Source organism: Clostridium sp. CM74B_53 (assembly GCF_036318045.1).
GTDB lineage: Bacteria > Bacillota > Clostridia > Lachnospirales > Lachnospiraceae > Pilosibacter.
Genome location: NZ_JAWQDE010000001.1, coordinates 250,801 through 265,662 on the forward strand (window position 1 = coordinate 250,801; position 14,862 = coordinate 265,662).

A 14,862-nucleotide genomic window follows, 5' to 3' on the forward strand; every position below is an offset into this window, starting at 1 on the left:
ATTTGACAACCAAGCCAGCATGAGTAAGCAGGGCGAAAGCCCAGATTACGAATGCCGGCGGAGATTGCGGGAGCACGCAGTGCGGAGCAATTTCCTTTCGCGCACTTTGCCAACACCACCATCAATTCCTTAGTTTCTTATCTGCGAGGGGCAGTTAAGATATATACTTATAATCAATCTATTCTTAAAAGATTTCAGGAGGTCATTATGAAAAAAAGTGCAAAATTATTATCCGCCGTTATGGCAGGCGCTATGGTTCTTTCCATGGTAGGCTGTGGCTCTTCCAGCAATTCCACAGAGACAACTGCTGCTGCCGCTGAGACAACAGCCGCTGCCGCTGATTCTTCCGCTGCTGAAAGCAAGGAAGCGACTTCAAACACAGACGCAACCGTAATAAAGCTTGGTACGACCGTAAACGAGCAGGACAGTTTCCAGGTATGTGCTGAGAAATTCGCTGAGCTCGTAAAAGAGCGCACAAACGGCGCCTACGAGATCGAGATCCATCCGAACGGAGCTCTCGGCGATGAGCGTACCATGCTTGAGAGCATGCAGATGGGTACTCTTGATATGGGTATCATCACAAGCGGTCCGTTCGTAAACTTCTCCAGCGCTATGGGCGTTCTTGATATGCCGTTCCTGTTCGCAAACAACGAAGAAGCTTACAAGATCCTGGACGGCGAGATCGGTAAAGAGCTCCTTGCAACTCTTGAAGATGCAGACTTAAAGGGACTTGCTTACGCAGAGCGTGGTTTCCGTAACATCACAAACAGCAAGAAACCGATCACAAACGCAGCAGACGTTGCAGGCTTAAAGCTCCGTGTCATGGAGAACGATGTTTACACAGCAACATTCAAAGCTCTTGGTGTAAACGCAGTTCCGATGGCATGGTCCGACGCTTTAACAGCTCTTCAGCAGGGCACCATCGACGGCGAGGAGAACCCGATCAACGTTATCTACTCCTACAAACTCTGGGAGTCCCAGAAATATGTAACACTTGACCGTCATTCCTACTCCACAGCGATCATCACAATGAGCAATGACCTCTTCAAATCCTTACCGGAAGATGTTCAGACGATCTTCGAGGAATCCGCTCAGGAAGCTGCTGAGTACGAGCGTCAGTGGGTTGCTGATCAGGAAGCTGACCAGCTCCAGGAGATCAAGGATCATGGTATGGAAGTCGTAGAAAACCCGGATGTTGACAGCTTCCGTGCTGCTGTTCAGAGCGTATACGATGCATATCCGGATTACGCTGACTACATCACAAGAATCCAGGATGCTTTAAAGTAATCCCGGTTTCTGGATCGTAACTTTTTGTGCTGATATCCGCTGGCACTGCTTTCGCAGTCGGAATTTCAGCATGTGATCTGACCCGGCTGCCCAGGATCTCCTGTGCAGCCGGTCCCATCTTAAACACATTTCATGGTTACTGTTCACGATAAGCATTTTCCACACCTGCAGGACCTGCCGCCGGCGTCCCCTTACAGACGCATGGCTGCGGAAAACGCCTGTCGTGAGCAGTAACCGCTCAGGATTTAAAAAGGAGGAAACACCATTGGCTTTCGTTAAAGGTTTTCATAAACTCAGCGATGTCCTGGACACCTTATGTTCCTACATCATCGTTGTCATGCTCGGCGCCATGGTCATCATCACCGGCGCCCAGATCGTCTGCCGTATGGCATTTACCGCTCTCTCCTGGAGTGAGGAAGCAACCCGTTATCTTTTAGTCTGGTCCTCATTCTTAGGTGCAAGCTGTGTATACAAACACAGCGGCCATATCTCCATCACCTTCATCCAGGATATGGTTCCGGCCGCATTCAGTAAGATCTTAAAACTTCTCGTCCATGTGATCTGCTGCATCCTCTTCGTTGTTGTGATCATCTATGGAATGAAATACTTCGGAAAACAGGGAAATCAGCTGTCCGCAGCGATGCGTCTTCCCATGAAATACATTTACCTCTGCATCCCGGTCGGATGCGGCCTCATGTTCGTCCATGCAGTAGATGCAGTTCTCGGACTCTTATTCGGAAAGGAGGAGGCATAAAATGGCAGCATTATTATTTATTTCCTTTATCGTTCTGCTCCTGATCGGTGTTCCGGTCGCATTCGCGATCGCAGCCGCAGCTCTCCTCGTTCTCTTAAAAGGCGATGTAAAGCTCCTGATCCTCGTGCAGCGTATGTTCGCCAGCACCGATTCCTTCTCCCTGATCGCGGTTCCGTTCTTCATCTTTGCCGGTGATCTTCTCGCAAAAGGTAAGGTTTCCAAGGTGCTCGTTGAGTTTGCTGAGTCTCTGCTCGGTATGTTAAAGGGCGGTCTTTCCATCGTATCCGTCCTTGCAGGTATGTTCTTCGCAGCGATCTCCGGTTCCGGTGCCGCTACAACAGCAGCTGTCGGCGCGACTCTGATCCCGGAGTTAAAGAAACGTGGTTATCGTGAAGACTCCGCGGCTGCCCTGATCGCAGCTGCCGGAACGATTGGTGTCGTTATCCCGCCGTCCGTTCCGATGGTCCTTTACGCCGTTATCTCTGAGGACAGTGTCAACACCCTGTTCCGCAACGGTTTCATCCCGGGTGCTTTGATGGGTGTGATCCTCGTTGCGATCTCCCTCTACCAGGCACGCAAGTTTAACTACCCGAAGGGAAAGCCTTTCTCCGTAGGAAATGTGCTCCGCACCTTCAAGGAAGCGATCTGGGGAATCTTAATGCCGCTCATCATTCTCGGCGGAATCTTCTCCGGTTACTTCACACCGTCTGAGGCGGCTGCCGTAGCGGTTATCTACGCGATCTTCGTCTCCTTCTTTATCTACCGCGACCTTGATTTCAAGGGTCTCGTTGAGATCATGAAGGGAAGTGCAAAAACATCCGCAGTCATCATGATCATCATCGCATGCAGCGGTCCGTTCGGCTGGGTTCTCGCAAACTACAAGATCCCGGAGGCGATCGCAAGCGGAGTATTGGGAATCTCCACAAACAAGTATGTGATCATGTTCCTGATCTCCCTGATCATCCTGCTCGCCGGAGTCTTCATGGAGACCTCCTCCGCGATCATCATTCTTTCCCCGGTGTTCCTGCCGCTTGTCAAGGCCATGGGCATCAGCACCGTACATTTCGGGATCCTGTTCGTAGTTGGTATCGCCATCGGTATGATCACACCGCCGGTTGCCATCAACCTGTTCGTTGCTTCCGGTATCACGGGACTTCCGATCGAGCGGATCTCCAAATCTGTTATCCCGTACCTGATCGGACTGATCATCGTATTCTTCATGATCGTATATGTTCCGCTTCTGATCCCGGGACTTATGTAATTGTATAAGAAATCATAATACGCGAAAAAAGTCCGCCGAACCTTTTCACGATTCGGCGGACTTTCTATTTCCCCATTCACAAGCCGCTCTCTGCGGCTATATTTTTTTGCAGGACCTGCGCCAGGAAATCACTCCGGACAAGTTTCCCGAAGAACTAAACTGCCTGCGCTTCCTCCAGTGTGGTTGTCTCGTACTTGTCGAGGATCACTCTCTGGATCATGTCCCGTGTTCCGGAATTGATCGGATGGGCGATATCGCGGTATTCGCCGTCAGCAGCTTTTCTGCTCGGCATCGCGATAAACAGGCCTTTCTCCCCTTCAATGACCTTGATATCGTGGATCACGAACTCGTTGTCCAGTGTGATGGACACGATCGCCTTCATCTTTCCCTCTTTCTCAATTCTTCTCACACGTACATCTGTTACCTGCATAATAACCTCCCCCATCTGCGCTCCCCGCAGATTTTATGTAATCACCGGCCAGTCAATATTTGAATGCCTGTCTTTCTGCCTTTGCCGCACCGTCCGGAATATCCCGTCTCCGAACTGCGGCACCCTTTTTACAGGGTATATCTCTCGTTCTTCTCGATCACGATCTTCACATCGTCCGGCTTTCCGATATACGTCGTATTCGCCCGGATCGTATCACGGCTCTCAACGATGCAGTTCTCGATAACGGTATTATCCCCAATATACACGTCATTTAAGATGATCGAATTCTTGATGATACAGTTGTTTCCGATATAGACCTTCTTAAACAGAACTGAATTCTCTACCGTTCCGTTTAAGATACAGCCGCTGGATACCAGGCTGTTCTTCACGGACGCACCCGGATTGTATTTTGCCGGCGGAAGATCATCCACCTTGGAATAGATATCCGGATACTCCTTAAAGAAGTAGCTGCGCACTTCCGGTTTTAAGAAGTCCATATTGGTCTGGTAGTAAGCATCGACGGATGCGATGTTGTTCCAGTATGTATTCAGCTTGTACGCATAGATCCGCTTGAGGCCCTTGTAGCGTACCAGAATGTCCTGTACGAAGTCATATCTGTCCTCGTTCGCGCAGCGCTCGATAAGCTCGATCAGCTGACGGCGGCGGACAACATAAATACCGCAGGAGATCGTGTGGGAATCAGCCACCATCGGCTTCTCCTCAAACTCAACGATCCGTCCGTCCGCGTTCGTCTTCACCATACCGAAGCGGGTCACATCCACATCGCCCGGCATGTCCTTGCAGACAACCGTGATATCGGCTTTCTTTTCGATATGATATTCCAGAACCTTATTGTAGTCCAGCTTATAGATACCGTCTCCGGCAGCGATCACTACATATGGTTCGTGGCTTCTCTTTAAAAAGTCCAGATTCTGGTAGAGCGCGTCTGCTGTTCCGCGGTACCAGTCGCTGTGCTCCGCCGTGATCGTCGGAGTGAATACATACATTCCGCCCTGTTTTCTTCCGAAATCCCACCATTTGGAAGAGCTTAAATGTTCATTTAAGGAGCGGGAATTATACTGTGTCAGTACGGCAACGCTCTGGATATGAGAGTTGCTCATATTGCTTAACGCAAAATCCACGCTTCGGAAACTGCCCGCGATCGGCATCGCCGCGATCGCTCTCTTATTGGAAAGTTCGCGCATCCGCTTGCTGTTTCCGCCTGCTAAAACAATACCGATTGCTCTCATACGATTCCACCTGCCTTTATAATGTAGCCGCCACTCTCAAGCTCGCCATTCGGATAATCTTCCGCAGCCGTCGCGCCTGAAATTGCTGTATTCTTGCCGATCTTTACGTTTTCCGGAATTACGGAATGTTCGCCGACCGTAACAAGATCAAACTGGTAAACCTTCTGGTCGTATTTGCTCGGTGCGTATTCGCCGACGCCAAGGTGTGCCCCAGCTCCGACCTTTACGTCCTCTGCAATGATGGACTTTTCGACCACAGCACCTTTTCCGATCACACTGTCCTGCATGATGATCGAATCCTTGACCACGGCGCCCTCCTCGATCACAACTCCGGATCCGATAACGGAATTCGTCACCTCACCGTAGATCTCAGAACCCTCTCCGATGATACATTTTGTGATCTTCGCGTCAGAAGAGATATACTGCGGCGGGATACGGTCACTCTTTGTGTAGATCTTCCAGTATTCCTCATACAGGTTGAATTCCGGAATAATGTCGATGAGCTCCATATTTGCTTCCCAGTAGGAACCGAGAGTTCCGACATCTTTCCAGTAGCCATTGTACTCATATGCAAAGATCCGTTTGCCCTGCTCGAAGCAGTACGGGATCACATGCTTTCCAAAGTCACAGCCCGGCTCTTCCGAAAGCTTGATAAGAGCTTCCTTTAATGCCTTCCAGCTGAAGATATAAATACCCATGGAAGCGAGGTTGCTTCTCGGATTCTTCGGTTTTTCCTCAAATTCCGTGATCCGGTTGTTGTCATCCGTGATCAGGATTCCGAAACGGCTTGCTTCCTCGATCGGTACCGGCATAGCGGCAATCGTGACATCCGCATTATTCGCTTTGTGATATTCCAGCATGACCTCATAATCCATTTTGTAGATGTGGTCACCGGAAAGGATCAGAACGTATTCCGGATTGTAGGACTCCATGTACTCCAGATTCTGGTAGATCGCATTTGCGGTTCCAGTATACCAGTCGCTGCCTTTGCTTCTCTCGTAAGGTGGAAGAACCGTAACGCCGCCGACGTTGCGGTCTAAGTCCCACGGAATACCAATTCCAATGTGCGCGTTTAAACGTAAGGGCTGGTACTGGGTCAATACTCCCACAGTATCAACACCAGAGTTGATGCAGTTGCTGAGCGGGAAATCAATAATTCTGTACTTTCCGCCGAAGGAGACGGCCGGTTTTGCCACTTTCTGTGTTAACACACCGAGACGGCTTCCCTGTCCTCCTGCCAACAGCATCGCTATCATCTCTTTTTTTACCATGATATCACCTCTTGCTGCTCTTTTTGTCCCATACACTAGTTTCTTAGATGGTGACTCTATTATAGCATACTTTTTAGAAGATGTGAACAAACTTTTCATCCTTTCAATCCCAATTTTGTGTATATTCTGACATTTTTTTCTTTTTGTACGATAAGCAATACAATACCTATGTTTCTGCTTGGTTACATAAGTACCAAAAATGCCGATTCAAAATTGTATAAACCTATTAATATGCAGGATTAAAGGAAAAGAGTGATGACGTATCACAGAATCTATGTTAATATAGTAGATACACTACCTGTGCGGGGGATTTCACAGGTAGAGAATACAATTATGGGGGGATAAGCCATGGAGAAAAAAAAGGGCTTCCAGATGCCGCACACTTACATCATCATTTTTGGTGTCATTCTGTTCGCGGCTCTGCTCACCGTATTTATCCCGTTGGGTAAATACGACACAAAAGAAATCACGTATATGCAGAACGGCGTGGAAAAAACAAGAACCGTTCTGGATCCAGAAAGCTTCCAGTATATTCTGGATGAAAACGGAAACAAGGTGACCAAAGCAGCTCCGATCTTCGGAACCGAAGACTTTGGCGGTCAGGGAATTTTAAACTATGTATTCGAAGGTATGACCGTCGGCGATAAGAATGGTACCGCTGTCGGAATCATCGCCTTCATTCTGGTCGTAGGCGGTGCCTTCGGTATCGTTCTCCGGACAGGAGCGATAGAAAGCGGCATTATGCGGGTCATCGCTTTGACAAACGGACGAGAGATCCTTCTGATCCCGATCCTCGTAGTCCTGTTCTCCCTCGGAGGCGCAGTCTTCGGTATGGGTGAGGAGGCAATCCCGTTCGTTATGATCCTCGTACCGATGTTTATCGCAATGGGATATGACGCAGTTGTCGGAATTATGTGCTCCTACGTATCTACACAGATCGGCTTCGGTTCTTCCTGGCAGAATCCGTTCGGACTGGCTGTTGCCCAGGGTGTTGCCGGTATTCCGGTCATGTCCGGTGCATGGTTCCGTATCCCGTTATGGATCTTCTTCACAGGACTTACGATCGTCTTCACAATGCGCTACGCAGTAAAGATCAAGAAAGATCCGCAGCTCTCCGTTGCGTATGAATCTGACGAAGAATACAGAAAAGAATTCGCAAAGAACGGCAAAGAGATGCCGCCGTTCACTCTCGGCCACAAGCTTGTTCTCTTCACGGTCGCTGCCTGCATGGTATGGACGATCTGGGGCGTTGTAAGCAAGGGCTACTATATCCCGGAGATCGCTTCCCAGTTCTTCGTGATGGGTCTCGTTTCCGGTATCATCGGCGTTGTATTCAAGCTGAATGACATGAAAGTAAATGATATCGCAAAATCCTTCGACCACGGTGCTGCCGATCTTTTAGGCGCTGCAATGTGTGTCGGAATGGCGCAGGGTATCATCATCATCCTTGGCGGCACAAGCGCAACCGACGGTACAGTCTTAAATACGATCCTTCACAGCATCAGTGACGGAATGCAGAATTTCCCGCCGGTGATCTCCGCATGGTTTATGTATATCTTCCAGTCCGTGTTCAACTTCTTCGTTGTATCCGGTTCCGGACAGGCTGCCCTTACCATGCCGATCATGGCTCCTCTCGCCGATCTTGTCGGTGTCGAGAGACAGGTTGCTGTTGTTGCGTACCAGCTTGGTGACGCCTTCACAAACTTCATCGTTCCGACCTCCGGCTGTCTCTTAGGCGCGCTGGCTGCGGCAAAGCTCGACTGGGGCAAATGGGCAAAATTCCAGATCAAATTCCAGGCTGTCCTGTTTGCATTCGGATCCATCGCTGTAATCCTTGCCGTTGTGATCGGTCTCTCATAAAAACCGGTCTGCCTTCGGTATCAGCCATCCAAAGCTCATTCAGGCATAACAAAAACTCCGTCTCATCCGCGATCGAGTCATGCGGATGAGACGGAGTTTTTTTGAACGCTTCCCGATGAGGATAGTTATTAGACTTCGTTACTTTCAGCCAACTTATCTCTCATAGCCTAGCCTCATATGTGATTTTTGTCCGTCGGACCGGAGATTTGCCGACAGCTTCCTTCAGATTCCACCTCACAATGGACACCCTTGCTGTTCGGCTCTACACTTCCCATTATCCGGGCGTGTTCGGGACTCTCACCCATTAGTGCATAATGTCATAAACCACACCGCAGAAGATCTTTACTGCATTCGGAAGAACCTGTTCGTCGATATCGAAGATACGGCTGTGACCCGGGCCGGCTTCGTGGGTGAGGACTCGCATGAAGGTCGCCTGTCCGCCCTGTTCCTGGACGCGGTTCATCATATAGGAGACATCCTCGCTGCCGCCGTTTTTGCTGCTCATTTCCTTCGCAACTGGCAGATGGAGATCTTCCTCGCAGACTCTCTTCACCCGCTCCATCAGCGCCTCACTGCTCGTCAGGGAGTTTGCCGCGCCCATAAGCTTCATCTCGCAGGTGCATCCGTGCATTTTTGCCGCGCTCTCGATAATGTTCACTGCGTAATTTTTCATGTACTCGTTGATCTCGGTGGTCTCACCGCGAACCTCGATCTCCATCTTCGCCTCGTCCGCGATAACATTCCGTCCGCTTCCGGCAACAACGGTTCCCACATTTACTCTGGACACGCCGCCGGAGTGACGCGGAATCGCATAAAGGTTTAAGATCGCCGTTCCCACTGCCAGCATGACATTCCGTCCAACCTCCGGTGATCCGCCCGCATGGGCAGATTTTCCGTGGAAGATCACATCATATTTTGTCGTTGCGAGAGAGCCATAGCTTCCCGGAATTACCACTGCCGGATCGTCCTCTTTCTTATTTGTCACATGAGAGCCGATCAGGTAATCCACACCGTCAAGATGTCCGTTATCAACGATGGATTTCGCGCCGCGGACACCCTCTTCCGCCGGCTGGAAGATCAGTTTCACGGTTCCATGGAGCTGATCCTTAATAGACATCAGGACTTTCGCCACACCAAGACCAATGGTGGCATGTCCATCATGTCCGCAGGCATGCATGAAGCCTTCATTTACGGAGTTAAATCCCTCTTTCGCCGGTCTGTGGCTCGGATCATGCTCCTCGAATACGCCGAGGGCATCGATATCAAACCGCATGGCAACCGTCGGGCCCTCGCCGCAGCGCAGGATTCCGATCACACCGGTCATTCCTCCCTTTGTGTACTTAACAAACTCCGGATCCGCTCCCTGGGCAACGGCACGCTCATATTGTTCCTCTAACTTTTCCTCAGACGGAACGCCCATTCTGGAATCCTTTTTGCAGACCTGATCTCCGACAAGCACTTCATATCCGAGCTCTGTCAGTTTCCGTGCAATAATGGACGATGTCCTCATCTCAAACCAGCCCGGCTCCGCGTACTTATGAAAGTCACGTCTCTGTGCCACAAGATCCCCGGCCATCTCATCGGTCATCGTTTTGATCTGATCATAAATATTCATTCATTTGCCCTCCCGTGTGATGTTTTTCTCTATTATAATGGGCTCGCAGCCAAAATTCCACAAAAACATTTTATTTTATGGGCGATTGATGTACTTTTTATTTATCTTTCTCCATTTTTCTGTTCTTTTGAACCATATTAAAGTATGTGCGGAAGATGCGAAGAAGCTCTTCCACCATCAGAGTTTTTTTCTTGTAAACAAAATTTATTTCCACATTCTCCAGATTTTCTGCTTCCGGAAGATGATACTGTACAATGTCTGGATCCTTCTCAATAATTTCCGGAGGCAAAAATCCGACTGCAAGCCCCTCTCGCACAAAAGAAGTTATTGTTGTAAGCTGATTCGCATAAAAAATCACATTTGGGATTACATGATATCCAGCGAAGTATTCCAGGATAAAAGTATTCAGCTGAGAGGATTTAAATTGAAAGACCATCGGAATTCCTTCCAGTTTCTTCGGTGATATAATTTGACTATCCAGTTTGAAAAATGTCGATGATGCACATAACGCCAATGAAAGTTTTCCAACAGGGATATATGTGAGAGCCGGATCCCTCATCTCCTCCCGGCAGGAAAAACAGGCCGCATCCAACAGATTATTTTTCAGAAGCTGTGTCATATTTACGATAAAATTTTCCTGCATGTTGATCGTCACACCCGGAAGCTGCTCCTGCATATAGGGAAACAATTTCGACAAATGAATGGCTGCAACATTCGGAGCGATTGCAAGGGAAACAGACTTGTCCATCTGCAGCTTCTCAATACTTGTCCGAAACTCTTCATAATGCTCCACCAGACGTTTCGCCTGTTGATAAGCGATATTTCCTGTCGATGTCAGGAACAGATCATTGTGATGTCTTTCAAAGAGCGAAACGCGGAATTCTTTTTCCAGATCCCGGATTGCCGATGAAACTGCCGGTTGGGACACATGAAACTGCTCTGCGATTCTCGTAATATTCAGTTCTTCCGCAACTGCAACAAAATATACAAGTTGTGTCATCGTCATTGTTTTTATTCTCTCCTGATTTTTTGTTTTCAAATTTTCAGTTTGTATTTCTCTTTTTATTGTACCATAAGTTTTTTCTTATAGTATAAAAAAATATATTCTTTTATTTATTTTGTTTTGATGCTACGATATTTCCATGATCATTCTGTGCATAATGATGAACCAAAGACCTTATCTCTGGCTGCAGACAGGAGCAAGGCGAAAAACAAATGTTTCTACTTTTCATACAGGAGGGAATTGTATGACAACGCAAATTGCTATTGTATTGGGGATCATTGCCCTTATGAGTATTTCATTCTTTTTTGAATTGCTGCCACTTGGCTTCACAGCTTTAATGGTACCTGTTCTTCTTCAGGGAACCGGCATCCTCGACGCAAAGACTGCATGGTCCGGCCTGTCCAACACAACAGTTATCACATGGATTGGTCTTTTCATTATCGGCGCTGTTTTTGCAAAAACAAGTTTCACCTACCGCATCCGCGTATTTATTCAGAAAAACACAAAAGGAAGTCCGTTAAAGGTCTTTCTTATGATCATTGCAGGAATCACCGTTATGGGACTTGCAACAACCGCTACTGCTACGATTGCAGCATTAACTCCGATCATCATGGAACTCTGCAAAGATTCCGGACTCAGCGAAAAACGTGTATTCAAATCCGCTGCTGATCTCTGCACCTGGGTCTGTGTACAATGTTTTCCGATCGGAAGTTCCATTACCTACCTGCTTCTTTTTAATCAGTACATTACAGACGCAGGTTCTGAAGTCCAGTACGGTCTTATGGATTTTACATGGATCAAGCTTCCAATGTTCTTCTTCCTGCTTGTTTACTATATCGTCATCTGTAAGAAGTTTGTCGTTGATAAAGAGGCCTCTGCTCGTGCTCAGGAAACGCTTACAGAAGAAATTGATTACTCGACCAAAACTCCATATACCCCTCTTCAAGAAAAACTGGCTACATTCATTTTCCTTGCAAACGTTGTCCTGATGGTCATTGCCACTGCAACAAAGATCGTTCCGGTATATCTCGTATCCACAACATTCGCAGCTCTGGCTGTCGGCCTAAAATTAATTTCTCAGAAAGACGCATTTAATTCTGTAAGCTGGGGGGTAATCTTTCTTGTTGCCGGAACACTTCCGCTCTCCAACGCAATCACTGCTTCAGGTACCGGTGAATGGATCTCCAATCTGTTCAGCAACGCATTCCCGAACCTGACAAACCCGATCATCCTCGCGACAATCTTCTGCTTTGTTTCTATGTTTATTACACAATTCATGAGCAATGCTGCTGTTATCGCGATCTTCTCCCCGATCGCAGCAACCATGGCGATCAATCTGGGGATTGATCCCCGTCTCCTTGTTGCCGGCGTTGCCTGTGGCTCCATTATCTGCTTTGGAACACCGATGGCTGGAACTGCAGAGGGATATGTATACGGTGTCTGCGATTTTAACATGAAAGATTTTATCAAGATTGGCTGGATTCCTTGTGTAATCATGACAATTGCATTTGCCGTATGGGCACCATTTGTTCTCAATATGATCTACTAAAAAAAATTACTTGAAAGGACTTTAAATTATGATTGAATCTACTGCTGAACGCGCTGCTCGCATGAAGGCGCTCGCTGAAAAAGCTGCTTATTTTACAAGCAATCCATGGATCCTCTACCATGAGCCATTTCAGGTTACTGACAATATTTATTTTGTCGGAAACACCTATGTCTCCACCTATCTGATCGACACCGGCGATGGTCTGATCCTGATCGATCCGGCCTTCAAAGAAAGTGTCTATCTTGTTTTTGACGGAATTCGAAAACTGGGATTTCATCCGGAAGATATCAAACATATTTTTCTTTCCCATGGCCATTTCGATCATGTGGCTGCTACCAGATTTCTTCAGGAATACACGAAAGCAAAGGTGTGGATCAGCGAAAACGATGCATTCTTCTTTACCGAACGTCCCGACCTCATCTGTGGAGAGATCCCGCCGTTTACGATCAGCGAATATTATGATTATTCCAAACCATTTGAAATGGGAAATGTAAAGATCGAGTTTAAGCTTTGTGCAGGACACACCCCTGGAACAACGACTTTTGTGATCCATACCTCCCACCATGGAAAACCAGTGATCGCTGCAATGCACGGAGGACTCGGATTAAATGGCCTTACTTATGAAGAATTGGAAGAAAACCGGCTTCCTGCTCATCTCCAGGCTGATTATGTAAATCAGCTTCGTGAAATGATGAAGCTTCATGTCGATATCGTCATCCCTTCTCATAACCATAATTACGATCTGCTATCCCGCTATAAAAATGATGACGGTAGCGGTGACATTTATCTGGATCCAACAGGATGGCAAACGATGTTGCAGGAAATGTTGGAAAAAGCAAAAAGTGTAATTCCGGATCAATTCTCGTAAATAATCCGGATTTCCTTACACAAATATCATATTGAACGCCAAAGATACTGTATGACCATGTTTTTCCTGTCATGCAGTATCTTTTCGTTTCATTTGATCCAATTCCAGCAGTACCCATCATTCTGATGATGTCTTGTCACAAATTTCCACTCCAAAATTCTTCCCCTACCAGACAATAAAAGCGATAAAAAACCGTCTTATGCCCATTTTTCCTTGAATCCACACACAAAATACGCTATACTAGTAGCAGATTGCATTTAAAAAGAAGAGACTATGTAACACACTGTTACAGGAGATGTATTTAGAAGGAGAAACAATCATGCAGTTGACAACAGTCAAAGAGCTCTTTAAAGAGCGTGAGAAATATTTAGACAAGGAGATCACCGTCGGTGGCTGGATCCGCAGCATCCGTGACTCCAAGGCATTCGGCTTTATCGTATTAAACGATGGTACAAGCTTCGATACCTTACAGATCGTTTACCATGATACAATGGCAAACTTCGCTGAAGTTTCCAAGTTAAACGTCGGCGCTTCCATCATCGTAAAAGGTACTCTCGTTGCAACACCGGAGGCAAAGCAGCCGTTCGAGATCCAGGCGACAGAGGTTGTTGTTGAAGGCGCTTCCAGCGCGGATTACCCGCTCCAGAAAAAGCGTCACACCTTCGAATACCTTCGTACGATCCCGCACCTTCGTGCGCGTACCAACACCTTCCAGGCTGTATTCCGTGTGCGTTCCCTGATCGCCTACGCGATCCACCAGTACTTCCAGGAGCAGGGCTTCGTCTATGTCCACACACCTCTGATCACATCCAGTGACTGTGAAGGCGCAGGCGAGATGTTCCAGGTAACAACTCTCGATCTCGATAACGTCCCGAAGACTGAGGACGGCGCAGTTGATTACAGCGAGGACTTTTTTGGAAAGCATACAAGCCTTACCGTAAGCGGACAGTTAAACGCTGAGACCTACGCAATGGCATTCCGCAATGTTTATACCTTCGGACCGACCTTCCGTGCTGAGAATTCCAACACGACCCGTCATGCTGCCGAGTTCTGGATGATCGAGCCGGAGATGGCATTTGCTGATCTTGACGACAATATGACTGTCGCAGAGGGCATGTTAAAATATGTCATCCGCTACGTTCTTGAGAACGCTCCGTCTGAGATGAACTTCTTCAACCAGTTCGTCGACAAGGGACTTCTCGACCGTTTAAACAACGTATTAAATTCCGAATTCGGCCGTGTTACCTACACAGAGGCTGTCAAGCTCCTCGAAGAGCACAACGACGAGTTCGATTACAAGGTATTCTGGGGCTGCGATCTCCAGACAGAGCATGAGCGCTATCTGACTGAGAAGATCTTCAAGAAACCGGTATTCGTTACCGACTACCCGAAGGAGATCAAGGCGTTCTACATGAAGTTAAATCCGGATGGAAAGACAGTTGCCGCTGTGGACTGCCTCGTTCCGGGTATCGGCGAGATCATCGGCGGAAGCCAGCGTGAGGACGATTACGACAAGCTTCTCGCCCGCATGAATGAGCTCGGATTAAAACCGGAAGACTACGGCTTCTATCTCGACCTCAGAAAATACGGCAGTGTCCGCCACTCCGGTTTCGGTCTCGGCTTCGAGCGCTGCGTGATGTACCTCACAGGAATGGGCAATATCCGTGACGTGATCCCGTTCCCGCGTACCGTTAATAACTGCGAGTTATAAGGA

The 14,862-nt window shown here is 47.8% G+C and carries 12 protein-coding genes; 7 read left to right on the forward strand and 5 right to left on the reverse strand.

Translation table 11 applies throughout. The annotated features are described in order from the left end of the window. The first annotated feature begins 207 nt into the window (after positions 1–207). The 3 genes from V2546_RS01105 (at position 208) to V2546_RS01115 (ending at position 3,302) form a co-directional block, all read left to right on the forward strand. The gene (locus V2546_RS01105) at positions 208–1,287 is read left to right on the forward strand and encodes a TRAP transporter substrate-binding protein (protein ID WP_329751328.1); all 1,080 of its coding nucleotides are present in this window, start codon (positions 208–210) and stop codon (positions 1,285–1,287) included. A 265-nt stretch (positions 1,288–1,552) separates the two neighbouring features. Continuing rightward, a complete protein-coding gene (locus tag V2546_RS01110; RefSeq protein ID WP_118651365.1) occupies positions 1,553–2,041 on the forward strand; it encodes a TRAP transporter small permease in 489 nt (162 codons plus the stop codon). Position 2,042: 1 nt separating this feature from the next. After that, on the forward strand, positions 2,043–3,302 hold the full coding sequence (locus V2546_RS01115) for a TRAP transporter large permease (RefSeq protein WP_118531140.1): 1,260 nt from the start codon (positions 2,043–2,045) through the stop codon (positions 3,300–3,302). Positions 3,303–3,456: 154 nt separating this feature from the next. Here V2546_RS01115 and spoVG read toward each other — a convergent pair whose 3' ends face one another. The 3 genes from spoVG to V2546_RS01130 all read right to left on the reverse strand — a co-directional run bounded on the left by spoVG (position 3,457) and on the right by V2546_RS01130 (position 6,253). Continuing rightward, entirely contained in the window at positions 3,457–3,732 is a 276-nt protein-coding gene (spoVG, locus tag V2546_RS01120; protein WP_015553023.1) for a septation regulator SpoVG, read from the reverse strand. A 128-nt stretch (positions 3,733–3,860) separates the two neighbouring features. Continuing rightward, entirely contained in the window at positions 3,861–4,982 is a 1,122-nt protein-coding gene (glgD, locus tag V2546_RS01125) for a glucose-1-phosphate adenylyltransferase subunit GlgD (protein ID WP_329751330.1), read from the reverse strand. Next, on the reverse strand, positions 4,979–6,253 hold the full coding sequence (locus V2546_RS01130; RefSeq protein ID WP_021905186.1) for a glucose-1-phosphate adenylyltransferase: 1,275 nt from the start codon (positions 6,251–6,253) through the stop codon (positions 4,979–4,981). Before V2546_RS01130 ends, glgD begins: the two co-directional genes overlap by 4 nt. A gap of 348 nt (positions 6,254–6,601) precedes the next feature. On the opposite strand from V2546_RS01130, the gene yfcC reads away from it, so the two are divergent. Next, a complete protein-coding gene (gene yfcC, locus V2546_RS01135; RefSeq protein WP_329751331.1) occupies positions 6,602–8,113 on the forward strand; it encodes a putative basic amino acid antiporter YfcC in 1,512 nt (503 codons plus the stop codon). 304 nt (positions 8,114–8,417) lie between these two features. Here the strand turns inward: yfcC and V2546_RS01140 are convergent, their stop codons facing one another. Together V2546_RS01140 and V2546_RS01145 are read right to left on the reverse strand one after the other, a co-directional pair. After that, positions 8,418–9,728, reverse strand: a complete 1,311-nt coding sequence (locus V2546_RS01140) for an amidohydrolase (RefSeq protein ID WP_329751332.1) — start codon at positions 9,726–9,728, stop codon at positions 8,418–8,420. 97 nt (positions 9,729–9,825) lie between these two features. Further along, positions 9,826–10,734 (reverse strand): LysR family transcriptional regulator, encoded by a 909-nt coding sequence (locus tag V2546_RS01145; protein ID WP_329751333.1) that lies wholly within the window; start codon positions 10,732–10,734, stop codon positions 9,826–9,828. Between the two features lie 241 nt (positions 10,735–10,975). On the opposite strand from V2546_RS01145, the gene V2546_RS01150 reads away from it, so the two are divergent. From V2546_RS01150 to asnS, 3 genes are all read left to right on the forward strand, one after another. Next, entirely contained in the window at positions 10,976–12,280 is a 1,305-nt protein-coding gene (locus V2546_RS01150) for an SLC13 family permease (protein WP_329751334.1), read from the forward strand. A 28-nt stretch (positions 12,281–12,308) separates the two neighbouring features. Continuing rightward, a complete protein-coding gene (locus tag V2546_RS01155) occupies positions 12,309–13,148 on the forward strand; it encodes an MBL fold metallo-hydrolase (protein WP_215703457.1) in 840 nt (279 codons plus the stop codon). 319 nt (positions 13,149–13,467) lie between these two features. Continuing rightward, entirely contained in the window at positions 13,468–14,859 is a 1,392-nt protein-coding gene (asnS, locus tag V2546_RS01160; RefSeq protein WP_118321889.1) for an asparagine--tRNA ligase, read from the forward strand. Positions 14,860–14,862: the final 3 nt, after the last annotated feature.

What these genes read in the sequence shown, in the direction of transcription:
- V2546_RS01105 (WP_329751328.1), top strand. Translation starts at nt 208, where the DNA reads ATGAAAAAAAGTGCAAAATTATTATCCGCCGTTATGGCAGGCGCTATG.
- V2546_RS01115 (WP_118531140.1), top strand. Translation starts at nt 2,043, where the DNA reads ATGGCAGCATTATTATTTATTTCCTTTATCGTTCTGCTCCTGATCGGT.
- spoVG (WP_015553023.1), bottom strand. Translation starts at nt 3,732, where the DNA reads ATGCAGGTAACAGATGTACGTGTGAGAAGAATTGAGAAAGAGGGAAAG.
- glgD (WP_329751330.1), bottom strand. Translation starts at nt 4,982, where the DNA reads ATGAGAGCAATCGGTATTGTTTTAGCAGGCGGAAACAGCAAGCGGATG.
- V2546_RS01130 (WP_021905186.1), bottom strand. Translation starts at nt 6,253, where the DNA reads ATGGTAAAAAAAGAGATGATAGCGATGCTGTTGGCAGGAGGACAGGGA.
- yfcC (WP_329751331.1), top strand. Translation starts at nt 6,602, where the DNA reads ATGGAGAAAAAAAAGGGCTTCCAGATGCCGCACACTTACATCATCATT.
- V2546_RS01140 (WP_329751332.1), bottom strand. Translation starts at nt 9,728, where the DNA reads ATGAATATTTATGATCAGATCAAAACGATGACCGATGAGATGGCCGGG.
- V2546_RS01145 (WP_329751333.1), bottom strand. Translation starts at nt 10,734, where the DNA reads ATGACGATGACACAACTTGTATATTTTGTTGCAGTTGCGGAAGAACTG.
- V2546_RS01150 (WP_329751334.1), top strand. Translation starts at nt 10,976, where the DNA reads ATGACAACGCAAATTGCTATTGTATTGGGGATCATTGCCCTTATGAGT.
- V2546_RS01155 (WP_215703457.1), top strand. Translation starts at nt 12,309, where the DNA reads ATGATTGAATCTACTGCTGAACGCGCTGCTCGCATGAAGGCGCTCGCT.
- asnS (WP_118321889.1), top strand. Translation starts at nt 13,468, where the DNA reads ATGCAGTTGACAACAGTCAAAGAGCTCTTTAAAGAGCGTGAGAAATAT.